The sequence below is a fragment of the Streptomyces sp. NBC_00461 genome (genome assembly GCF_036013935.1).
Classification (GTDB): domain Bacteria; phylum Actinomycetota; class Actinomycetes; order Streptomycetales; family Streptomycetaceae; genus Streptomyces.
Genome location: NZ_CP107902.1, coordinates 2,588,996 through 2,610,781 on the forward strand (window position 1 = coordinate 2,588,996; position 21,786 = coordinate 2,610,781).

Genomic DNA, 21,786 nt, shown 5'->3' on the forward strand with positions numbered 1-21,786 from the left:
GGACTCGCCGCCGCCGGAACGTCACCGCAGACTGCGCACGTCGAGATGGCGCAGCACCCGGTCCACGATCTCCGGATCCGCTCCGGGCTCGCTGCGCGCCGCCAGCACCTCGTGCCGCGCCGCGCTCAGCATCTCGCCCTGGATCCGCCGCACCCGCTTCAGCCGGCGCGCCCGGTGCTCGTGGGCCTCCCGCCGCTCCTCGTCGCCCATGTCCGGGCTGATCCGCACCCCGATGTCGAAGGCCCGCCGCAGCATCTGCTCGGACAGCTCCTCCGGCAGCTCCTCGCCCTCCTCGATCTCCCTCAGCCGCTGCTTGGCCGCCCGGGCCGCCCGGACGGCGAGTACCTTCTCGAAGTCCTTCTCCCGCTCGGTGTCGGCCCGCACTCCGAGCCGCTTCACCAGCCACGGCAGAGTGAGCCCCTGCAGCACCAGCGTGCCCATGATCACCCCGAAGGCGACGAACACGATCTCGTCCCGGTCCGGGAAGGCCGAACCGTCGTCGGTCCTGAGCGGAATCGCCAGCGCCAACGCCACCGAGGCCACGCCCCGCATCCCCGACCACCACATCACGACGGTCTCCCGCCAGGTCATCGGGATGTCCTCGTCGTGGTCCCGCTTGGCGTGCAGCCGCTTGGTGAGCCAGGTCGCCGGCAGCAGGTACACCAGACGTACGACGACCACCACGGCCACGATCACCCCCGCCCAGCCGAGCATCTCGCCCCACCGCCCGGCCGCCGTCCGGATCGCGTTGTGCAGTTCGAGGCCGATCAGCCCGAACGCGACGCCCGTGACGAGCGTGTCGACCACGTTCCAGAAGGTGTGCCCGGCCAGGCGGGTCATGACGTCGTCGGCGTCGTTGGCGTACTCGGCGAGGAACAGCGCGGTCATCAGCACGGCGAGCACGCCGGACCCGTGCAGCTCCTCCGCGAGCACGTACGACGCGTACGGCACCAGGAGGGTCAGCCCGATCTGCAGGGTCGGATCGTCCAGCAGATCGAGCAGCTTGTTGGCGCCCCAGCCGAGCGCGACCCCGATCGCCACCGCCACCACGCCGGAGAGCACCAGGTCGAGGGCGGCCCGCCCCGGATGGAACTCCCCGCTGACGGCGGCGGCGATCGCCACGTGGTAGAGCACGATCGCCGTGACGTCGTTGAACAGCCCCTCGCCCTCCAGGATGGACACCAGGCGACGCGGCAGCCCGAGCTGGCCCGCGACCGCGGTCGCCGCGACCGGGTCCGGCGGGGCGACCAGCGCGCCGAGCGCCACGGCGGCGGCGATGGGCAGCCCCGGCACGATCGCGTGCGCGACGGCGGCCACACACACGGTGGTGACGAACACCAGCGCCACGGCCAGCAGGAAGATCGGCCGCAGGTTGGCCGCGAACTGCCGCCAGGACGTCCGCCGCACCGCCGCGTACAGCAGCGGCGGGAGCAGCAGGGGCAGGATCAGATCGGGCGGGACGTCGACGTTCGGCACGAAGTCGAGTACGGCGAGGACGATGCCCAGGAGAGTCATCAGCACCGGCGCCGGCAGCCCGAGGCGATCCCCGACCGGGACGCTCACCAGGGCCCCGAGCAACAGCACGAACAGCAGGGCCAACTGATCCACGCTCAGCGCTCCGGGAGGGTCGACGTACGGGCAGCGGACCTCAAGCCTGCCACGCGACCGTCCCTGCCGCCCCGGGCCGCTACAGGGCGCGCCGCATCGCCCGGTGCGGGATGCCCGCCTCCGGGTACTCCGGTCCGTACGCCTCGTATCCGAGCCGCTCGTAGAACCCGAGCGCATGCGTCTGCGCGTGCAGATCCACCGCCGCGAGCCCACGCGCGCGTGCCGCGTCCTCGACGGCGCGCACCAGCGCCGCCCCGATGCCGAGCCCGCGCGCCTGCTGCGTGACCGCGAGCCGCCCGAGCGAACCCACCGTCAGGTCGCCGTCGGTCTTCGCCGCGGCCCGCTCCCCGTGCAGCAGCCGCGCGGTGCCGAGCGGCACCCCGTCCGCCCGCACGGCCAGCACATGCACCGCCACGGCGTCGTACGCGTCGTACTCGATGTCCTCGGGCACGCCCTGCTCGCCGACGAAGACCTCCTTGCGGACCGCGAAGCACATCTCCTGGTCGGCGGGGTCCTCGGCGACGCGCACCACGTACGCGTGCGTGGTCATCCGTACGTCTCCTCGCGGACCTGGTCGAGGGCCTTCTGCAGGTCGGCCGGGTAGTCGCTCTCGAACTCGACCCACTGTCCGTCGCCGGGGTGCTCGAAGCCGAGCCGCACGGCGTGCAGCCACTGCCGGGTCAGGAACAGCCGCTTGGCGAGCGTCGGGTCGGCGCCGTACGTCAGGTCGCCGACGCAGGGGTGGCGGTGGGCGGCCATGTGCACGCGGATCTGGTGGGTGCGGCCGGTCTCCAGCTTCACGTCGAGCAGGGAGGCCGCGCGGAACGCCTCGATGAGGTCGTAGTGCGTGACGGACGGCTTGCCTTCGGCCGTGACCGCCCACTTGTAGTCGTGGTTGGGGTGGCGGCCGATGGGGGCGTCGATGGTGCCGCTGGTCGGGTCCGGGTGGCCCTGCACGAGCGTGTGGTAGCGCTTGTCGACCGTGCGCTCCTTGAACTGGCGCTTGAGCGACGTGTACGCGCGCTCGGACTTGGCCACGGCCATCAGGCCGGACGTGCCGACGTCGAGCCGGTGCACGATGCCCTGGCGCTCGGCGGCACCGGAGGTGGAGATGCGGTAGCCGGCCGCGGCGAGGCCGCCGATGACGGTCGGCCCGGTCCAGCCGGGGCTGGGGTGGGCGGCGACACCGACGGGCTTGACGATCACGACCACGTCATCGTCGTCGTACGCGATCTCCATGCCCTCGACCGGCTCCGCGACGATCTGCACGGGCGCGGGTGCCTGCGGCATCTCGACCTCGAGCCAGGCCCCGCCGTGCACCCGCTCGGACTTCCCGACCACCGAGCCGTCGACCGTGACCTTCCCCGCCGCGGCGAGTTCGGCGGCCTTCGTCCGGGAGAAGCCGAACATGCGGGAGATGGCGGCGTCGACGCGCTCGCCCTCCAGGCCGTCGGGCACGGGCAGGGTACGGATCTCGGGAACGGTGCTCACCCGTCGAGTATGCCGGACGGGTCGGACAGCCCCGTACGCCAGCCTGTGCGCTCAGGCCTTGCTCGGGCCTCGTTCAGGCCTTGGTCAGACCTTGGTCAGTCCTTGTGGACGGTGCCGTCCGGGTCGAGCCCCTTGAACGACAGCAGCACGATCAGGATGCCGCCGCACACGATCGCGGAGTCGGCCAGGTTGAAGACGGCGAAGCCTTTGGGCGAGATGAAGTCGACGACAGCGCCCTCGAAGATGCCGGGCGAGCGGAAGATCCGGTCGGTGAGGTTGCCGAGCGCACCGCCGAGCAGCAGGCCGAGTGCGATCGCCCAGGGCACGCTGTACAGCTTGCGGGCGAGGCGGGCGATCACCACGATCACCGCCGCCGCGATCATGGTGAAGATCACCGTGAAGGCCTCGCCGAAGCCGAACGCCGCTCCCGCGTTACGGATCGCCTCGAACTTCAGCCAGTCCCCGATGATCTCGATCGGCGCGTGATGCTCCAGCTTGGCGACCACGATCATCTTGCTGACCAGGTCGAGGGTGTACGCGAAGGCGGCGACCGCGAACAGCACGGCGATACGGCGCCTGCCCCTGGGGCGTGCGGTCTCGCCCTGCTCCGGCTCGGTCCCCGCCGCTTCTGGGGAATCCGGCGTGCCGATGATGCGTTCCGCCTCTGCCACGTGAGTCCCTCAACCTAGGTACCTGACTGAGGACGAGGGTACGACACGCCTCCCCCGACCCTCAGTACCGGCGTTCCTGCTTCTGCTTGCACTCGACACACAGGGTGGCCCGGGGGAATGCCTGCATGCGGGCCTTGCCGATGGCGTTGCCGCAGTTCTCGCACAGCCCGTAGGTGCCGGCGTCCAGCCGTTGCATGGCGTGCTCGGTCTGCAGGAGCATCTCGCGCGCGTTGGCCGCGAGCGCCAGCTCGTGCTCTCGCGTGATGTTCTTGGTGCCGGTGTCCGCCTGGTCGTCGCCCGCGCCGTCCCCGGAGTCCCGCATCAGGCCGGCGACGGCGCTCTCGGACGCGGTGATCTCGTCGCGCAGCCGCTGCCCCTCGGACAGCAGCTCGGCACGCGCCTCCTCGACCTCCTGAGGGGTCCAGGGCTCCTCACCGGGGCGAACCGCGAGCTCGCCCGGCTCCGCCGCGGCGAGCCGCGCCTTGGGTACGGCGGTCTTCGCCGCTGTGGCCGTGCCTGGAGTCTTCTTCGTAACCACTGTCGTGGCTCCCGTCTGCTCCGCGGCCTCCGCCGCACCCACCGTCCTGGCCGTACGCTTCCTACCCAGACTCTTCGCGGCCGCGCCCTCTTCCACGCCCCGCGCCCCACCCGCACCCTTCACTCCCGCGCTCTTCACGCCCCCGGCTTTCCCGGCCGCCCGCTTCGCAGCCTTCTTGCCCGCGGTTTCCCCGGCCCCTGCACCCGTCGCGCTCTTCGTTCCCGCGTCCCGCTCGTCCGAGTCCTGCCCGGCCGCGGTCTTCCTACCGACACGTCGCTCGACACCGCCCGGTTCGGCGGCGCCTTCCGCGACGGCGGTCTTCTTGCCCGCGGCCTCCTTGCCGGCCGCCTTCTTCGCGACCGTCTCCTTCGCGGCAGACCTCTTCGAAGCCGCCTTCTTGGTGACCGACTTCTTGGTGGCCGCCTTCTTCACCCCGGCCTTCTGCGCAGCCCCCACCTTCTCGACACCCTTGTCGGCGGCCGCCGCCCTCTTGCCGCCTGTGGCCTTGCCTCCACCGACCGCCTTCCCCGCGCCCGTGGATCTCTCAGGCTCCTCCGCGGCCTCACCTCTCGACGCAGACGCCTTGGAGTCGGTCACCTTGGAGGCGGTCACTTTGGAGGCGGTCGCCTTCTTGGTGGTGCTCTGCTTTCCCGGAACCGCCTTCTTGGTGGTGCTCTGCTTCCCCTTCCCCGGAACCGCCTTCTTCGTGGCCCCCGGCCCCCCACCGCCGGCGGCTCCCCGCACCGTCTTCACCGACTTCGCGGCCGTCGTGCCCGCACGCGCCGGGGCCCCTCCCCGCGCGCTCTTCTTCCCGCTCACATCCTTGGCCGCACCGCCGGAGGCCTGGGGGGACCCGTCGGACGCCGACTGCTGTACGGCGGTCTTCTTCGCCACCATGGCCGCGGCCCCTTCACATATTGTGATCTTGCACGCGAATCGTGCTGGGACGATAAATCGACTTGAGCCCCGCGGCAACGGGGCACACCCCCAGATTCGCCCGGCCCGCGCCCGCCGCTCGCAAGCCTGCATGCGTTGTGCCCAGCTCCCCGCGGGGTAATCCGCCGGACCGACCGCCGCAGGATCCGAACAGGCGTACCGCTCCATTCGGGTCATCTCCGCCCGTCCGGCACCCGCGCCCCCGGGCACCCGAAAACCGGTCGGCCGCTGTCCGCGCGGCGCCGTACACTGGGCGGAGCGAAAAGCGTGGATGGGGACGAGTAGCGGCGTACGCAGCCCAGAGCGACCCGGGGACGGTGGAAGCCCGGGGGCAGGCGCGACGTGAAGATCACCCCGGAGCCGCCGGAAGAAAGCCCCGCAAGGGCGAGTAGAGCCGGCCTCGCGACCCCAATGAGGGGGCTCACAGGTGCACAGCACGCACCCGGGAGCCAAGGAGGGTGGTACCGCGGGAGCGCGCCGAACCCGGCGCTGGAAGTGACACAGCTCTCGTCCCTCCGGACGGAAGGCAGCAAGTCCGCCGGAGGAAGCTCGCTGATGACAACGCCGACGTACCGCCAGGTGCCCGCCCAGGTCGACCTGCCCGCCCTCGAGCACGCCGTGCTCGACTTCTGGCGCGAGCAGAAGATCTTCGCCAAGAGCCTGGAGCAGTCCGAGGGCCGCCCCGAGTGGGTGTTCTACGAGGGCCCGCCCACCGCCAACGGCATGCCGGGCGCCCACCACATCGAGGCCCGCGTCTTCAAGGACGTCTTCCCCCGCTTCCGCACCATGCGCGGCTACCACGTGGCCCGCAAGGCCGGCTGGGACTGCCACGGCCTCCCGGTGGAGCTGACGGTCGAGAAGGAACTCGGCTTCAGCGGCAAGCAGGACATCGAGGCGTACGGCATCGCCGCCTTCAACGACAAGTGCCGTGCGTCCGTGCTCCGCCACACCGACGCGTTCGAAGAGCTCACGACCCGCATGGGCTACTGGGTCGACCTGAACGACGCGTACGTCACGATGGACCCCGAGTACATCGAGTCGGTCTGGTGGTCGCTCAAGGAGATCTTCGGCAAGGGCCTGCTGGTCCAGGACCACCGCGTCGCCCCCTGGTGCCCGCGCTGCGGCACGGGCCTCTCCGACCACGAGCTGGCGCAGGGCTACGAGACGGTCGTCGATCCGTCCGTGTACGTCCGTTTCCCGCTCACCTCCGGTCCGCTCGCCGGCGAAGCCGCGCTCCTGGTGTGGACGACGACGCCCTGGACGCTCGTCTCCAACACGGCCGTCGCCGCGCACCCCGAGGTCGCCTACGTCGTCGTGACCGACGGCGAGGAGAAGCTCGTCGTCGCCGAACCGCTCGTCGGCAAGGCGCTCGGCGAGGGTTGGGAGACCACGGGCCAGACCTTCACGGGCAAGGAAATGGAGCGTTGGACCTACCAACGTCCGTTCGAGCTCGTGGAGTTCCCGGCCGAGGCGCATTTCGTCGTCAACGCCGAATACGTCACGACCGAGGACGGTACGGGCCTGGTCCACCAGTCCCCCGCCTTCGGTGAGGACGACCTCAAGGTCTGCCGCGCCTACGGCCTGCCCGTCGTGAACCCCGTCCGCCCGGACGGCACCTTCGAGGAGGACGTCCCCCTGGTCGGCGGCGTCTTCTTCAAGAAGGCGGACGAACGGCTCACCGAGGACCTCCAGCAGCGCGGCCTCCTCTTCAGGCACATCCCGTACGAGCACAGCTACCCGCACTGCTGGCGCTGCCACACCGCGCTCCTCTACTACGCGCAGCCGTCCTGGTACATCCGCACCACGGCCATCAAGGACCGTCTGCTGCAGGAGAACGAGAACACCAACTGGTTCCCGGACACGGTCAAGCACGGCCGCTACGGCGACTGGCTGAACAACAACATCGACTGGGCACTCTCCCGCAACCGCTACTGGGGCACCCCGCTGCCGATCTGGCGCTGCGAGGACGACCACCTCACCGTCGTCGGCTCCCGCGCGGAGCTCACCGAGCTGACCGGCACCGACCAGTCCGAACTCGACCCGCACCGCCCGTACATCGACGACGTCACCTTCGCCTGCCCCCAGTGCGCGAAGACGGCCACGCGCGTGCCGGAGGTCATCGACGCCTGGTACGACTCGGGTTCGATGCCGTTCGCGCAGTGGGGCTACCCGTACAAGAACAAGGAACTCTTCGAGGCCCGCTACCCGGCGCAGTTCATCTCCGAGGCCATCGACCAGACCCGCGGCTGGTTCTACACGCTGATGGCGATCGGCACGCTGGTCTTCGACAAGTCCAGTTACGAGAACGTCGTCTGCCTCGGCCACATCCTCGCCGAGGACGGCCGCAAGATGTCCAAGCACCTGGGCAACATCCTGCAGCCGATCCCGCTGATGGACCAGCACGGAGCGGACGCGGTCCGCTGGTTCATGGCGGCGGGCGGCTCCCCGTGGGCGGCACGCCGCGTGGGCCACGGCACCATCCAGGAGGTCGTCCGCAAGACGCTCCTCACGTACTGGAACACGGTCGCCTTCCAGGCCCTGTACGCGCGCACCTCCAACTGGGCGCCCAGCGAGGCGGATCCGGCCCCGGCCGACCGCCCGGTCCTGGACCGCTGGCTGCTGTCCGAACTGCACGCGCTCACGGACCAGGTGACCGAGTCCCTGGAGGCGTACGACACCCAGCGCGCAGGCAAGCTCCTGTCGGCGTTCGTCGACGACCTGTCCAACTGGTACGTGCGCCGCTCCCGTCGCCGCTTCTGGCAGGGCGACAAGGCGGCACTGCGCACCCTGCACGAGGTCGTCGAGACGGTCACCAAGCTGATGGCCCCGCTGACCCCGTTCATCACCGAGCGGGTGTGGCAGGACCTGATCGTGCCGGTCACCCCGGGCGCGCCCGAGTCCGTGCACCTCGCCGGCTGGCCGCAGACGGACCTGGCCTCGATCGACCCGGAGCTGTCGAAGCAGATGGTGCTGGTGCGCCGGCTCGTCGAGCTGGGCCGGGCCACGCGCGCGGAGTCGGGTGTGAAGACCCGGCAGCCGCTGTCCCGTGCACTCGTCGCCGCGACCGGCTTCGACACCCTCGACCGCGCACTGCACGCGCAGATCACGGAGGAGCTGAACGTCAGCTCGCTCGCGTCCCTGAGCGAGGTCGGCGGCAGCCTGGTCGACACGACCGCGAAGGCCAACTTCCGCGCCCTCGGCAAGCGTTTCGGCAAGCGCGTCCAGGACGTGGCCAAGGCCGTCGCGAACGCCGACGCGGCCGCGCTCTCGCTCGCGCTGCGCGAGGGCACGGCCTCGGTCGAGGTCGACGGCGAGACGATCACCCTCGCTCCCGACGAGGTGATCATCACGGAGACCCCGCGCGAGGGCTGGTCGGTGGCCTCCGACTCGGGTGCCACCGTCGCCCTCGACCTGGAGATCACCGAGGAACTGCGCCAGGCGGGCCTCGCCCGTGACGCGATCCGCCTGATCCAGGAGGCCCGCAAGAACAGCGGCCTCGACGTGGCCGACCGCATCGCGCTGCGCTGGACCTCGACCGACCCCGCGGTCATCGCGGCACTGAGCGAGCACGCGGGCCTGATCGCCGACGAGGTCCTGGCGACGGCCTTCTTGAATGAGCACAGCGCCCAGGGCGAGGCGGACGACACATACGGCGAGCCGTTCACCGACGAGGGCCTGTCGCTGACGTTCCGGCTCCGGAAGGTCTAGTCGCTCGTCATCAGCGGCTCCGCCGCGGGGGCGCGACCAGCTCCTCGCGGCGGAGCCGCTGATGACACAGCCCCTGCGCCGCAGAGGCCGACGCGGACACCACCCTCTCAATGCGCGTAAAAGGGCGGGGCCCCGGATCGAAATCCGGGGCCCCGCCCTTTTGAACGCTGCCGACGTCTACGGCGTACTACTCACCGTGCCGCGGCCGTCAGTTGTCGTCCTCATCGATAAGGAACCCGCGCATCGGCGAGGGAGCCTGACCCATCGGCGACGGGCCCTGCGGCCGCACCGGAGCCATCGGCTGGGTCATCGCCGGGGACATCTGCTGCTGGCCGCCGTAGGACGGAGCAGCGGGAGCCGGGGCGCCACCCATGGTCGGGTTGCCGCCGTACGACGGAGCGCTCGCGCCGGCCGGTGCCATGGAGGGCGCCGGGGACGGCGGCAGAGACGCGGCGGCCGGAGTGCGCGGCGGAGCCAGCGAGTCGTCGGCCTGAGTCTCAAGCTGACGCAGCTGGGACTCCAGGTACGACTTCAGGCGCGTACGGTACTCGCGCTCGAAGCCGCGCAGGTCCTCGACCTTGCGCTCCAGCGTGGCGCGGGCGGACTCCAGGGAGCCCATCGCGACGCGGTGCTTCTCCTGCGCGTCCCGCTCCAGCGCGTCGGCCTTGGCACGGGCGTCACGCTCGAGGCCCTCGGCGCGGCTGCGGGCCTCGCCGACGATCTTGTTGGCTTCGGAACGGGCCTCGGCGATCGCCTGGTCGGCGGTCTGCTGGGCCAGCGAGAGGACACGGGCGGCGCTGTCGCCACCAGGGCCCTGACCGGGGCCGCCCATCGGACCGCCCATGGGACCTCCCATGGGGCCGCCCATAGGGCCACCCATCTGCTGCTGCATGGGGGGCTGGCCACCCATCGGGCCCTGACCCATGGGGCCTTGACCCATCGGACCCTGGCCCATCGGACCGGGACCCTGGGGACCACCCTGACCACCGCCGGGACCGGCGGGCAGCTGCGGGGCACCGCTCGGCAGCTGGGGCGGGCCACCCATGGGGCCACCCATCTGCTGCTGCGGCGGGCCCGATATGCCGGCGGGTACGGGTCCGCCCGGCCCACGCATACCCTGCTGCGGCATTCCCTGCTGGGGCATCCCACCCTGCTGGGGCATACCGCCCTGCTGGGGCATACCTTGCTGCTGGTCCTGCGGACCGGGGCCGCCGGGACCCTCCGGGGGCTTGCGCATGTTCTGCTGGTTCTGGGCAGCAGCACGCGTCGCCGCGGCCAGTTTGGCGCGCAGGTCCTCGTTCTCCCGGAGCAGGCGGGTCAGTTCGGCTTCGACCTCATCGAGGAAGGCATCGACCTCGTCCTCGTCATAGCCTTCTCGGAGGCGGACGGTCGTGAACTGCTTGTTCCGCACGTCCTCGGGGGTCAACGGCATCTCTTCACCTCAACGTAGTCGTCGGCATTCGGCAAGACGGTAGGTCACATCGATCACAGCCGGCTCACGATCGAGATCAGGATGTAGACGATGATCATCAGTACGAAGAAGGACAGATCGAGCGCCACGCCCCCGAGACGCAGCGGCGGAATGAACCGCCGCAGAAGCTTGAGCGGTGGATCAGTGACAGTGTAGGTGGCCTCCAGAACGACCACCATCGCCTTGCCGGGTTGCCACGAGCGGGCGAACTGGAAGACGTAGTCCATGACCAACCGGAAGATGAGCACGATGAGGAAGCACATCAGCGCGATGTAGATGACATCCAAAACCACGCTCATGACCCGTGCTTCCCTCTCCCCTGTTTCCGTGCTGCGGTACTGCTTTGTATCGCTGTTTCCGGTCGTGCGTCTCAGCTCTGGTTGAAGAACCCGCCCTCTGCGATGCGGGCCTTGTCCTCCGCCGTGACATCGACGTTAGCAGGCGACAACAGGAACACCTTCTGCGTCACCCGCTCGATGCTGCCGTGAAGACCAAACACCAAACCAGCCGCAAAGTCGACAAGTCGCTTCGCATCTGTGTCATCCATCTCAGTCAGATTCATGATCACCGGGGTGCCCTCACGGAAGTGTTCCCCGATGGTACGGGCCTCGTTGTAGGTCCGCGGGTGAAGCGTGGTGATCCGGTAAGGCTCTCGTTCCGACACGACCTTGGGCATGATCACCGGTGCGTTCTTCTCCAGGCTTGCGCGTTCTTGTGTGATGGACGCCACGGGCGCGATGCGCGCCGGACGGCCGGATTCCGCGCCTAGCGAAGCGGAACGGGCTACCGGTTCGCGAGACACGGGCGGCTGCACGATTCGCACCTCTTCGTCCCTTTGGGACTGATGTGCTACGTGCGACTGGTGGGACGGCTCGTGCCGCCGGTGGTCCCGTTCGGGCTCGGGATCCAGTTCGGGCTCGAAGTCGTCATCGGGGTCGAATCCCCGGCCGTCGTACCCATCGTCCTCCACGAGGCCGAGGTAGACCGCCATCTTGCGCATCGCGCCGGCCATGCTCTGAGTCCTCCGCTCTGTGGTGGATCGGGCTGACGACTGCCAAGTGCCCGCGATCCACGAGGTCGTTACGCCCGCCTTCGGCGGCATTGACCATATTTTCTGCTGTGGTCCGACTTCCTGGCGACGTTACCCGAGCCTGGCGCGGACTCCGAGTACCGCGGTACCGACGCGTACATGTGTCGCTCCGGCCGCCACGGCCTGTTCGAGGTCCGCACTCATTCCCGCCGAGACCATGTTCGCAGCCGGATGGGCTCGGCGCAGGTCGGTCGACAAATCCATCAGCCGCTCGAATGCAGCCAGTTCGCGTCCCGCGTAAGGGCCGGTGAGCGGCGCGACGGTCATCAGTCCGTCCAGTCGCAACCCCGGCGCCCGTGCCACCGATTCGCCCAACTCCTCGACGCCGCGGGGCCCGACGCCGCCGCGCTCCCCGCGTCCGCCCCCTCCCGCCGCAGGCTCCTCCGCGTCGAGCGCGACCTGGATCAGGCAGCCGAGTTCGCGCTCCTGTCGCACCGCCTCCTTCGAGAGCGCCGTGACGAGCCGGGCGCGGTCGACGGACTGCACCAGGCCGGCATAACCGACCACGGAACGAACCTTGTTGGTCTGCAGTTGACCCACAAAATGCCAAGTCAGGGGCAGATCCGAACATTCCGTTGCCTTGGGGGCAGCGTCCTGGTCGCGGTTCTCGGCCACATGCCGCACTCCGAGTTCCGCCAGGATCCGCACGTCGCTCGCCGGATACGTCTTGGTGACCACGATCAGGGTCACCTCCTCGCGCTTGCGGCCGGCGGCCGCGCACGCGGCGGCGATGCGACGCTCCACCTTCGCCAGGTTCTGGGCGAGTTCGTCCTTACGGTCCGTCATGCCTCTCAGCCCAACCAGACATATCCCGCGAGTCGCCCCGTGGTGCGATCGCGGCGGTACGAGAAGTGATCGTCCGACTCCAGCGTGCACACCGGCGACTGCTCCCGGTCGTGCACCCCGAGCCGCTCGAGCTGCGCGTGCACTCCGGCGGTCACGTCGACCGCGGGCGTGCCCCAGCTCGTCTCGGAGTGCGCGGCCGGCTCGACGGCGGCCACGTCGGCGCGCATCGCCTCCGGCACCTCGTAGCACCGGCCGCAGACGGCGGGGCCGGTGCGGGCGACGATCCGGCCCGGTTCGGCGCCGAGTTCCGTCATGGCCCGTACGGCGGCCGGGACGACCCCGGCGACCATGCCGGGCCGCCCCGCGTGGGCCGCGGCGACGACCCCGGCGACAGGGTCGGCGAGCAGGACGGGCGTGCAGTCGGCGGTGAGGACGGCGAGCGCGAGACCGCGCCGCGTCGTGACGACGGCGTCGACCTCGGGTACGGGACGATCGCCCCACGGCCCGTCGACCACCGCCACCTCCGCGCCGTGCACCTGGTTCATCCACACCACCCGAGCCGCGTCCAGACCAAGGGACTTGGCGGCCAGCTCGCGATTGGTCCGTACGGCGTCGGGGTCGTCGCCGACCGCTCCGCCGAGGTTGAGCTCCTCGTACGGAACGGCGCTCACCCCGCCCCACCGGTCGGTGAAGGCGAAGTGCGCGCCGCTCACAGTGCTCGTTTCGGAGCGCTGTCCTATCACTTCAGGAAGTCCGGCACGTCCAGTTCCTCGGCTGCGCTGTCGTAGGACCGCGACGGCGGGACCGGCGGGGCGACGGGGATGTCGTTCGCCGGCTCCGGCGCGGGCTCCGGGTCCTCCTTCGGCGTGACGCTGCCGAGCGAGCCGAAGGACGGACGGCTCTCGGACTGCCGTACGGGAGTGGGCTCGTCGCGGCGGGCCGAGGCGGAGGACGAACCAAGGACGTTGTCCCGCTTGGAGGGCGGCTGGCCGCCGTCGAAGCCGGCCGCGATCACGGTGACCCGCACCTCGTCGCCGAGGGCGTCGTCGATGACCGCGCCGAAGATGATGTTGGCCTCGGGGTGGGCGGCCTCGCTGACCAGCTGGGCGGCCTCGTTGATCTCGAACAGACCGAGGTCGCTGCCGCCGGAGATGGAGAGCAGCACACCGCGGGCGCCGTCGATCGACGCCTCCAGCAGCGGCGAGGAGATCGCCATCTCGGCAGCGGCCACCGCGCGGTCGTCCCCGCGGGCCGAACCGATGCCCATGAGGGCCGAACCGGCCTCGGACATCACGGACTTGACGTCGGCGAAGTCAAGGTTGATCAGACCGGGGGTGGTGATGAGGTCGGTGATGCCCTGGACACCGGAGAGCAGGACCTGGTCGGCCGACTTGAAGGCGTCCAGCACCGAGACCTGGCGGTCCGAGATGGACAGCAGCCGGTCGTTCGGGATGACGATGAGGGTGTCGACCTCTTCGCGGAGTTCGGCGATGCCGTCCTCGGCCTGGTTGGCGCGACGCCGGCCCTCGAAGGTGAACGGGCGGGTGACCACGCCGATGGTGAGGGCGCCCAGGTTGCGTGCGATGTTGGCCACGACGGGCGCGCCGCCGGTGCCGGTGCCGCCGCCTTCTCCGGCCGTCACGAAGACCATGTCGGCCCCCTTGAGGACCTCTTCGATCTCCTCGCGGTGATCCTCGGCGGCCTTGCGGCCGACGGCCGGGTTGGCTCCGGCGCCGAGTCCGCGGGTGAGTTCACGGCCGACGTCGAGTTTGACGTCTGCGTCGCTCATCAACAGCGCCTGAGCGTCGGTGTTGATGGCGATGAACTCGACGCCCTTGAGACCGACCTCGATCATCCGGTTGATGGCATTGACACCACCGCCGCCGACACCGATGACTTTGATGACTGCGAGGTAGTTCTGCGGTGCTGCCACGTCGAAGGCCTCTCGCCTCGAGTTACGTGTCGCCCTCTCGCGGTTGCCCGTGATCCGACGACTGATGCCGAATGGGACGGTCCATAGCGCCGACCCGAACCCTAACGTTGAAGTTTAGGGTTACCAGTGTGTCTGTTCCCTGGAGTCTTCTGAACAGGACACTAAGTCGACAAGTGGCGCACGTTCAACGAACACGCCGAACCTCCCGTTTTTCTTTTCACCCTATGTGATCAGCCGTAGCAGTGACCAACCAGGGTGCTGGCCTGCGCGGATGTGCGTCAACTCCCTGATGACGCAGGCGCGGTGGGAACCGAAACGTCGAAGTACCGCGCATCGGGAGCTGCTTTCATGAGAGCGGTGAGCGTATGGGCCTTCGCGGCGCCCTTCTCACCACTCCCCCAGGCGACGCTCCGGCCGTCGCCCAACTCCAGTGAGATGTCGTCGTATGAACGCACCTTGACCACCTGGGTGACGTGCGCGACGGCGTCCGGAATGGCACCGGCGACGCGCACCGCCTCCCGTACCAACCCGTCCTCGCCGAAGCGCCGCAGGCTCGCGGCGGACGAGCCCGGGGAGGACACGGTCAATTCCAGTGCCGGAACGCCTTTCGGGGCCTGGGAAACCGTGGCGAAACGGACACCCTCATCGTCCACTTCGACGAACTTTCCGCCTTTTTGGACAATCAGAACCGGAGTGCGCTCAACCACTTTCAGGCCGATTCCGTGGGGCCAGGAACGGACCACGTCAACTGTGTCAATTCGGGGCAGTTTTCGGCTGAGGCGCGTCTCGATCGCGTCGGTGTCGACGGAAATCAACGGCGCCCCGACCGGGACTTCGGCCGCCTCGCGCACCTCGGCGGGCGTCAGAACGCTGGTGCCGGAGACCGACACGCGCTCCACGCGCGTCCAGTGCGAGCCGTACAACAGCCAGACGGTGCCCGCCCCGAGAAGGACGAGCACGACGGTCAGGATGATGATCGTACGAGGGCGGGGCAGCCTCAACCGCCGTGCCGGAGGCGGGCCGGACGACTCCTGCTGGCGTTCACCGCGTTCGGCGGTGGTCGGTCCGGCCACGCTTCCTGCCCTTCACCTACATTGAAATACAGTCCTATTGACGTGCACGACGCTCGGCGATCGCCTCGTACACCATGCCGACGAGCAGGTCGTCGGCGTCCCGACGGCCGAACTCGGCGGCGGCGCGGGACATCTCGTACAGCCGGTGCGGGTCGGCGAGCACGGGCAGGACGTTGCCCCGTACCCAGTCGGGCGTCAGTTCCGCGTCGTCGACCAGCAGTCCGCCGCCGGCCTTGACCACCGGCTGGGCGTTCAGCCGCTGTTCGCCGTTGCCGATGGGCAGCGGAACGTAGGCGGCCGGGAGTCCGACGGCGGAGAGTTCGGCGACGGTCATCGCGCCCGCACGGCAGAGCATCATGTCGGCCGCCGCGTACGCGAGGTCCATCCGGTCCAGATAACTTACCGGGATGTACGGGGGCATACCCGGCATCTGCTGTACATGCGGCAGTTCGTTCTTCGGGCCGACCGCGTGCAGGATCTGGATGCCGGCCTGCTGCAGCCAGGGTGCGACCTGCTGGACGACCTCGTTGAGGCGGCGGGCGCCCTGCGAGCCGCCGGAGACCAGCAGCGTGGGCAGGTTGGGGTCGAGGCCGAACGCCGCGCGGGCCTCGGGACGGACTGCGGCCCGGTCGAGCATCGCGATGGCGCGGCGCAGCGGGATGCCGATGTAGCGGGCGTCACGCAGCTTGCTGTCGGGGGTGGAGACGGCGACCCTGGCGGCGTAGCGCGAGCCGATCTTGTTGGCGAGGCCGGGGCGGGCGTTGGCCTCGTGGATCACGATCGGCACACCGAGGCGCTTGGCGGCGAGGTAGCCGGGCAGGGCGACGTAACCGCCGAAGCCGACGACGGCGTCCGCCTTCGTGCGCTCCAGGATCTGCTCGGTCGCCTTGATCGTGCCGCGCAGCCGGCCCGGGACGGTGATGAGTTCGGGCGTGGGCTTGCGCGGCAGCGGCACGGCAGGGATCAGCGCGAGTTCATAGCCCCGCTGCGGAACGAGCGTGGTCTCCAGGCCCCGCTCCGTGCCCAGGGCCGTGATCCCCACGGTCGGGTCCTGCCTGCGCAGGGCGTCCGCGAGGGCGAGCGCGGGCTCGATGTGGCCGGCGGTCCCCCCACCGGCGAGTACGACATGCACCGAAATTCACCGCTCTCCGGACGAGCGCGCCGCCGAGGCACGCCGTCGCATTGTGTTCCATCTCCGAGGCCCCCGGTCCCGCACGCCTCTCGCCCGCTTTCTACCAAAGCGAGGTTGCCGCATGGCAAGCGCCGCCCGCGCAGCGGGCTCGTCACGCGCGAACGCGATCAGCAGCCCGATGGCGAACATGGTCGGCAACAGGGCGGATCCTCCGTAGGAGAACAGCGGGAGGGGGACACCGGCGATCGGCAGCAGGCCGAGCACCGCACCGATGTTGATCACCGCCTGCGCGGTGATCCAGGTGGTCACGCCTCCCGCGGCATACCTGACGAAGGGGTCCTCCGTGCGTCCGGCCACGCGGATACCCGCATAGCCTAGAGCCGCGAAGAGGGCGAGTACCGACAGCGTCCCCGCCAGGCCCAGTTCCTCACCGGTGACGGCGAAGATGAAGTCTGTGTGCGCTTCCGGGAGTTGGCCCCATTTTTCCACACTCGCGCCGAGCCCGGATCCGAAGATTCCGCCTGATGCGAGCGCGTAGATGCCGTGCACGGCCTGCCAGCAGTCGGCGACTCCGGACTTGGGTTCGGTGGCGCCGATGCAGGCGAGCCGGGCCATGCGGTTCGGGCTGGTCTTGATGAGGATCACACCGAGGACGGCGGCGATCGACAGCACGCCCGCGAACAGCCGGGTCGGCGCACCGGCCAGCCACAGCAGGCCGAACAGGATCGCCGTGAGGATGATCGCCGTACCCATGTCGCCGCCGAGCATGATCAGGCCGAGCAGCATGAAGGCGACCGGGACGAGCGGCACCAGCATGTGCTTCCACTGGTTCAGCAGCTTCTTGTCCTGTTTGCGGGCCATCAGGTCCGCGCCCCACAGCACCAACGCCAGCTTGCCGAACTCGCTGGGCTGGATCTGGAATGAGCCGCCGAGCGCGATCCAGTTCTGGTTGCCGTTGACCGACATCCCTATCCCCGGCACCTGTACCAGCGCCATCAGGAACACGGCGCCCGCGAGGATCGGGTAGGCGAGCGCCCGGTGCAGCTTGACCGGCATCAGCGAGGCGATCAGCAGCAGGACACCGCCGATGACGGCTGCCAGGAGCTGCTTGCGGAAGAAGTACGAGCCCGGCAGGGACATCTGCAGCGCGGTGATCTGGGAGGCGGAATAGACCATCACCAGGCCGAGCACGGTGATCAGCAGACTGCCGCCGAAGATCAGGTAGTACGCGGTCAGCGGCCGGTCCCAGGCGCGCTTGGCGTTGAGGTACAGCCGGTGTACGGGGTTGTCGCGGGGCGGACGCGGCGCTGCGGGCCGTCTGGCCGGCCGCTGCACCGGCGGACGGCCGGTACGGCTACTGGACATCACCGGCTCCTCGCGCCAACCCACCGAACCCGCGCCACATCCGAGTCATTCGTCCCTCCAAGGGTCCCGAAGCACCCTATGTGGCCGAGACCCGCCGTCAGGCGCCCGCGCCGAGTTCGCCGACCGCCTGGGCGAACGCGTCACCGCGCTTGTTGTAGTTGGCGAACATGTCCATGGAGGCGCAGGCCGGGGCCAGCAGCACCGTGTCGCCGGCGACCGCGAGCCGCTGGGCCTCCTGGACAGCCGCGAGCATCGCCCCAGTGTCGGTCCGGTCGAGGTCGACGACGGGTACTTGCGGCGCGTGTCGCGCCAGGGCTTCACGGATCAGGGCCCGGTCCTGGCCGATGAGCACGACACCGCGAAGCCGCTCGGCAGACTTGGCGACCAGCTCGTCGAAGGTCGCGCCCTTGGCGAGGCCGCCGGCGATCCACACGATGGACTCGTACGCCGCCAACGAGGCCTGAGCCGCATGGGTGTTGGTCGCCTTGGAGTCGTCGACGTACGCGACCGCGTCCACGTCGGCCACGTGCGCGATGCGGTGCGCGTCGGGCCTGAAGTTCCGAAGGCCCTCGCGTACGGCCGCGGCGGGCACCCCGAAGGCGCGCGCGAGGGCCGCCGCCGCAAGAGCGTTGGCGATGTTGTGCGGGGCCGGCGGGTTGACGTCGGAGACCTCGGCGAGCTCCTGGGCGTTCTGCTGCCGGTTCTCGACGAAGGCTCGGTCGACCAGGATGCCGTCCACCACGCCGAGTTGGGAGGGGCCCGGGGTGCCCAGGGTGAAGCCGATGGCCCGGCAGCCCTCCTCTACGTCGGCCTCGCGCACCAGGTCCTCGGTGGCATTGTCGGCGGCGTTGTAGACGCAGGCGACGCGATTGCCCTCGTAGATACGGCCCTTGTCGGCGGCGTAGGCCTCCATGGAGCCGTGCCAGTCGAGGTGGTCCGGGGCGAGGTTCAGGACGGCGGCGGAGTGCGCGCGCAGGGAGGGGGCCCAGTGGAGCTGGTAGCTCGACAACTCCACGGCCAGGACGTCGTACTGTTGCTCGCCGAGGACCACGTCGAGGAGCGAGACACCGATGTTGCCCACGGCGGCGGTGCGCAGACCGGCGGCTGTCAGGATCGACGCGAGCATCTGCACCGTAGTCGTCTTGCCGTTGGTGCCGGTGACGGCGAGCCAGGGTGCCGCGTCCGGGCCGCGCAGGCGCCAGGCGAGTTCGACGTCGCCCCAGATGTCGACGCCGGCCGCACGGGCCGCCTCGAACAGCGGCTTGTCCGGCTTCCAGCCGGGTGTGGTGACGACGAGTTCGGTGCCCTTCGGCAGGGTCGCTCCGTCACCGAGACGCACCGTGATGCCCAGCGCCTCCAGCTCGGCGGCCTGTTCACGCGCGCGTGCGTCGTCGCCGTCGTTGACGACCGTGACGACGGCCCCGCGCGCGTGCAGCACCTTGGCCGCCGGGATCCCGGAGACGCCGAGCCCGGCGACGGTGACGTGCATGCCCTGCCAGTCGGTCACTTGTCCGCTGCCCATCCCGCGTAGAAGAGGCCCAGCCCGACGATCACGCAGATGCCCTGGATGATCCAGAAGCGGACCACCACAAGGACTTCGGACCAGCCCTTGAGTTCGAAGTGGTGCTGGAGCGGGGCCATTCGGAAGACCCGCTTGCCGGTGAGCTTGAAGGAGCCGACCTGGATGACGACCGACATGGTGATGAGGACGAAGAGGCCGCCCATGATGGCGACGAGCAGCTCCGTGCGGGAGAGGATCGCCAGACCGGTGAGGACACCACCGAGGGCCAGCGAACCGGTGTCGCCCATGAAGATCTTGGCCGGCGAGGTGTTCCACCACAGGAAGCCGAGGCAGGCGCCCATCAGCGCGGAGGCGATGATCGCAAGGTCGAGCGGGTCGCGCACCTCGTAGCAGGCGTTCGGGTTGGTCAGGGTCTGCGTGTTGGCGCAGGACTCCTGGAACTGCCAGACGCCGATGAACGTGTACGCGCCGAAGACCAGCACCGAGGCGCCGGTGGCGAGACCGTCCAGGCCGTCGGTGAGGTTCACGCCGTTCGACATCGCGAGGATCATGAACAGCGCCCAGACCACGAACAGGATCGGGCCGATCTTCCAGCCGAAGTCGGTGATGAAGGACAGCTTCGTGGAGGCCGGGGCGTTGCCGCGGGCGTCCTGGAACTGCAGGGCGAGCACCGCGAAGCTGATGCCGACGATCAGCTGGCCGGCCATCTTCGCCTTGGCCCGCAGGCCCAGAGAGCGCCGCTTGACGATCTTGATGTAGTCGTCGAGGAAGCCGACCAGGCCCATGCCGACCATCAGGCCGAGCACCAGCAGACCCGAATAGGTCGGCGTGTAACCGGTGATGACCTTGGACAGGAAGTACGCGGCCACCGTGGCGAAGATGAAGGCGATACCGCCCATCGTCGGCGTACCGCGCTTGCTGGCGTGCTCGCGCGGGCCGTCGTCGCGGATGTACTGGCCGTAGCCCTTGCGGGCCAGCAGCTTGATCAGCAGCGGGGTGCCCACCAGGGTCAGGAACAGGCCGATGACTCCTGAGAACAGGATCTGCTTCATCATCGGGCGGCAACCTCACCCTCGGCACCGGTCGCGAGCAGCGCCTGGGCGACACTCTCGAGGCCGACCGAACGGGACGCCTTCACGAGGACGACGTCCCCCGGGCGCAACTCGCTGCGCAACAGGTCGACCGCCGCCTGTGCGTCGGACACGTGCACCGACTCCTCACCCCACGAACCCTCGTTATATGCGCCCAGTTGCAGCCAGGACGCTTCCCTGCCCCCGACCGCGACGAGCTTGCCGACATTGAGCCGGACGGCGAGCCGTCCGACCGCGTCGTGCTCGGCGAGCGCCTCGTCCCCTAGCTCGGCCATCTTGCCGAGCACCGCCCAGGTCCGCCGCCCCCGGCCCATGGCCGCGAGCGCGCGCAGGGCGGCTCGCATGGATTCGGGGTTGGCGTTGTAGGCGTCGTTGACGATGGTCACGCCGTCCGGTCGCTCGGTGACCTCCATCCGCCAGCGGGAGAGGGAGCCCGCCTCGGAGAGTGCGGTGGCGATCTCTTCCGCGGACATGCCCAGCTCATGGGCGACGGCGGCCGCGGCGAGCGCGTTCGACACGTGGTGCTCACCGTACAGGCGCATGGTCACGTCGCTTGCACCGGAGGGTGTGCGAAGCCTGAAGGCGGGCTGTCCGGTGTCCGTGAGTCGCACGTTCTCGGCACGTACGTCCGCTTCGTCGGCCTCGCCGAAAAAGAGCACCTTCGCCTTCGTACGAGCCGCCATGGCCCGTACGAGGGGGTCGTCCGCGTTGAGGATCGCGGCGCCGTCCTCGGGGAGGGCCTCCACGAGTTCGCCCTTGGCCTGCGCGATCTGCTCACGGCCGCCGAACTCGCCGATGTGGGCGGTCCCGACGTTGAGGACGAGGCCGATCTTCGGGGGCGTCAGATCCGCGAGGTAGCGGATGTGGCCGATGCCGCGGGCGCCCATCTCCAGGACGAGGAACCTGGTCTCCTCGGTGGCGGTGAGGGCGGTGAGCGGCAGCCCGATCTCGTTGTTGAGGGAGCCGGGCGTGAACACCGTCGGCGCCTTGCGCTGGAGCACCTGGGCGATCAGATCCTTGGTGCTGGTCTTGCCCGCGGAGCCGGTGAGGGCCACGAGGGTCGCACCGAGGCGTCGTACGACATGACGTGCTAGGGCGCCGAGCGCCGTCTGGACGTCCTCGACGACGATCGCGGGCACGCCCACAGGGCGCGAGGCGAGGACGGCGACCGCGCCCGCCTCGACGACCTGCCGGGCGAAGTCGTGGCCGTCAGCGCGTTCGCCGACGAAGGCGACGAAGAGGCTGCCGGGCTCCACCTCGCGGGAGTCACGGACCACCGGAGCGGTGACCTGGACGGACGGATCCGGTATGTCGTGCGTCTGCCCGCCGACGACTTCTGCGATCTCGGCGAGAGAGAGGGCGATCACAAGT

The 21,786-nt window shown here is 69.6% G+C and carries 18 protein-coding genes; 1 reads left to right on the plus strand and 17 read right to left on the minus strand.

Features of this window, described 5'->3' with window-relative positions:
• Positions 1 to 21: 21 nt before the first annotated feature.
• The 5 genes from OG870_RS12365 to OG870_RS12385 all read right to left on the minus strand — a co-directional run bounded on the left by OG870_RS12365 (position 22) and on the right by OG870_RS12385 (position 5,205).
• Positions 22 to 1,608, minus strand: coding sequence for a Na+/H+ antiporter (locus OG870_RS12365; protein ID WP_266585359.1), 1,587 nt, complete (start codon positions 1,606 to 1,608; stop codon positions 22 to 24).
• A gap of 79 nt (positions 1,609 to 1,687) precedes the next feature.
• On the minus strand, positions 1,688 to 2,158 hold the full coding sequence (locus OG870_RS12370) for a GNAT family N-acetyltransferase (protein ID WP_266585357.1): 471 nt from the start codon (positions 2,156 to 2,158) through the stop codon (positions 1,688 to 1,690).
• Positions 2,155 to 3,099, minus strand: a complete 945-nt coding sequence (locus OG870_RS12375; protein WP_266512680.1) for an RluA family pseudouridine synthase — start codon at positions 3,097 to 3,099, stop codon at positions 2,155 to 2,157. Before OG870_RS12375 ends, OG870_RS12370 begins: the two co-directional genes overlap by 4 nt.
• Before the next feature lie 95 nt (positions 3,100 to 3,194).
• Complete coding sequence (gene lspA, locus OG870_RS12380) at positions 3,195 to 3,770, minus strand: signal peptidase II (protein ID WP_266585355.1); 576 nt, start codon at positions 3,768 to 3,770, stop codon at positions 3,195 to 3,197.
• A 61-nt stretch (positions 3,771 to 3,831) separates the two neighbouring features.
• A complete protein-coding gene (locus tag OG870_RS12385) occupies positions 3,832 to 5,205 on the minus strand; it encodes a TraR/DksA family transcriptional regulator (RefSeq protein WP_266585353.1) in 1,374 nt (457 codons plus the stop codon).
• A 594-nt stretch (positions 5,206 to 5,799) separates the two neighbouring features.
• Between OG870_RS12385 and ileS the strand changes: the two genes are divergently transcribed.
• Positions 5,800 to 8,952: an isoleucine--tRNA ligase gene (gene ileS / locus OG870_RS12390; RefSeq protein ID WP_266512688.1), complete on the plus strand. Its 3,153-nt coding sequence runs from the start codon at positions 5,800 to 5,802 to the stop codon at positions 8,950 to 8,952.
• 208 nt (positions 8,953 to 9,160) lie between these two features.
• Here ileS and OG870_RS12395 read toward each other — a convergent pair whose 3' ends face one another.
• The 12 genes from OG870_RS12395 to OG870_RS12450 form a co-directional block, all read right to left on the minus strand.
• Positions 9,161 to 10,384: a DivIVA domain-containing protein gene (locus OG870_RS12395; protein WP_266512690.1), complete on the minus strand. Its 1,224-nt coding sequence runs from the start codon at positions 10,382 to 10,384 to the stop codon at positions 9,161 to 9,163.
• Between the two features lie 53 nt (positions 10,385 to 10,437).
• Positions 10,438 to 10,722 (minus strand): YggT family protein, encoded by a 285-nt coding sequence (locus tag OG870_RS12400; protein WP_016435858.1) that lies wholly within the window; start codon positions 10,720 to 10,722, stop codon positions 10,438 to 10,440.
• A 71-nt stretch (positions 10,723 to 10,793) separates the two neighbouring features.
• A complete protein-coding gene (locus tag OG870_RS12405) occupies positions 10,794 to 11,435 on the minus strand; it encodes a cell division protein SepF (RefSeq protein ID WP_266512699.1) in 642 nt (213 codons plus the stop codon).
• 129 nt (positions 11,436 to 11,564) lie between these two features.
• Complete coding sequence (locus tag OG870_RS12410) at positions 11,565 to 12,299, minus strand: YggS family pyridoxal phosphate-dependent enzyme (protein WP_266585351.1); 735 nt, start codon at positions 12,297 to 12,299, stop codon at positions 11,565 to 11,567.
• A gap of 5 nt (positions 12,300 to 12,304) precedes the next feature.
• Positions 12,305 to 13,042, minus strand: coding sequence for a peptidoglycan editing factor PgeF (gene pgeF, locus OG870_RS12415; protein WP_266585349.1), 738 nt, complete (start codon positions 13,040 to 13,042; stop codon positions 12,305 to 12,307).
• Positions 13,039 to 14,232, minus strand: coding sequence for a cell division protein FtsZ (ftsZ, locus tag OG870_RS12420; RefSeq protein WP_266512707.1), 1,194 nt, complete (start codon positions 14,230 to 14,232; stop codon positions 13,039 to 13,041). The genes pgeF and ftsZ overlap by 4 nt, the downstream gene beginning before the upstream one ends.
• Before the next feature lie 278 nt (positions 14,233 to 14,510).
• Positions 14,511 to 15,305, minus strand: coding sequence for a cell division protein FtsQ/DivIB (locus tag OG870_RS12425; protein ID WP_266585347.1), 795 nt, complete (start codon positions 15,303 to 15,305; stop codon positions 14,511 to 14,513).
• A gap of 34 nt (positions 15,306 to 15,339) precedes the next feature.
• Positions 15,340 to 16,437, minus strand: coding sequence for an undecaprenyldiphospho-muramoylpentapeptide beta-N-acetylglucosaminyltransferase (murG, locus tag OG870_RS12430; protein ID WP_266512712.1), 1,098 nt, complete (start codon positions 16,435 to 16,437; stop codon positions 15,340 to 15,342).
• A 6-nt stretch (positions 16,438 to 16,443) separates the two neighbouring features.
• The gene (gene ftsW, locus OG870_RS12435) at positions 16,444 to 17,802 is read right to left on the minus strand and encodes a putative lipid II flippase FtsW (protein ID WP_327690866.1); all 1,359 of its coding nucleotides are present in this window, start codon (positions 17,800 to 17,802) and stop codon (positions 16,444 to 16,446) included.
• Positions 17,803 to 17,899: 97 nt separating this feature from the next.
• Entirely contained in the window at positions 17,900 to 19,324 is a 1,425-nt protein-coding gene (murD, locus tag OG870_RS12440; protein WP_327690867.1) for a UDP-N-acetylmuramoyl-L-alanine--D-glutamate ligase, read from the minus strand.
• The gene (mraY, locus tag OG870_RS12445; protein WP_266512719.1) at positions 19,306 to 20,379 is read right to left on the minus strand and encodes a phospho-N-acetylmuramoyl-pentapeptide-transferase; all 1,074 of its coding nucleotides are present in this window, start codon (positions 20,377 to 20,379) and stop codon (positions 19,306 to 19,308) included. The genes murD and mraY overlap by 19 nt, the downstream gene beginning before the upstream one ends.
• Entirely contained in the window at positions 20,376 to 21,782 is a 1,407-nt protein-coding gene (locus tag OG870_RS12450; RefSeq protein ID WP_266512722.1) for a UDP-N-acetylmuramoyl-tripeptide--D-alanyl-D-alanine ligase, read from the minus strand. Before OG870_RS12450 ends, mraY begins: the two co-directional genes overlap by 4 nt.
• Between the last annotated feature and the right edge of the window lie 4 nt (positions 21,783 to 21,786).

Coding starts and splice junctions, on each gene's coding strand:
- ftsW (WP_327690866.1), bottom strand. CDS start 17,802: ATGTCCAGTAGCCGTACCGGCCGTCCGCCGGTGCAGCGGCCGGCCAGA.
- OG870_RS12400 (WP_016435858.1), bottom strand. CDS start 10,722: ATGAGCGTGGTTTTGGATGTCATCTACATCGCGCTGATGTGCTTCCTC.
- OG870_RS12405 (WP_266512699.1), bottom strand. CDS start 11,435: ATGGCCGGCGCGATGCGCAAGATGGCGGTCTACCTCGGCCTCGTGGAG.
- murD (WP_327690867.1), bottom strand. CDS start 19,324: ATGGGCAGCGGACAAGTGACCGACTGGCAGGGCATGCACGTCACCGTC.
- mraY (WP_266512719.1), bottom strand. CDS start 20,379: ATGATGAAGCAGATCCTGTTCTCAGGAGTCATCGGCCTGTTCCTGACC.
- OG870_RS12395 (WP_266512690.1), bottom strand. CDS start 10,384: ATGCCGTTGACCCCCGAGGACGTGCGGAACAAGCAGTTCACGACCGTC.
- ileS (WP_266512688.1), top strand. CDS start 5,800: ATGACAACGCCGACGTACCGCCAGGTGCCCGCCCAGGTCGACCTGCCC.
- OG870_RS12370 (WP_266585357.1), bottom strand. CDS start 2,158: ATGACCACGCACGCGTACGTGGTGCGCGTCGCCGAGGACCCCGCCGAC.
- OG870_RS12410 (WP_266585351.1), bottom strand. CDS start 12,299: ATGACGGACCGTAAGGACGAACTCGCCCAGAACCTGGCGAAGGTGGAG.
- OG870_RS12385 (WP_266585353.1), bottom strand. CDS start 5,205: ATGGTGGCGAAGAAGACCGCCGTACAGCAGTCGGCGTCCGACGGGTCC.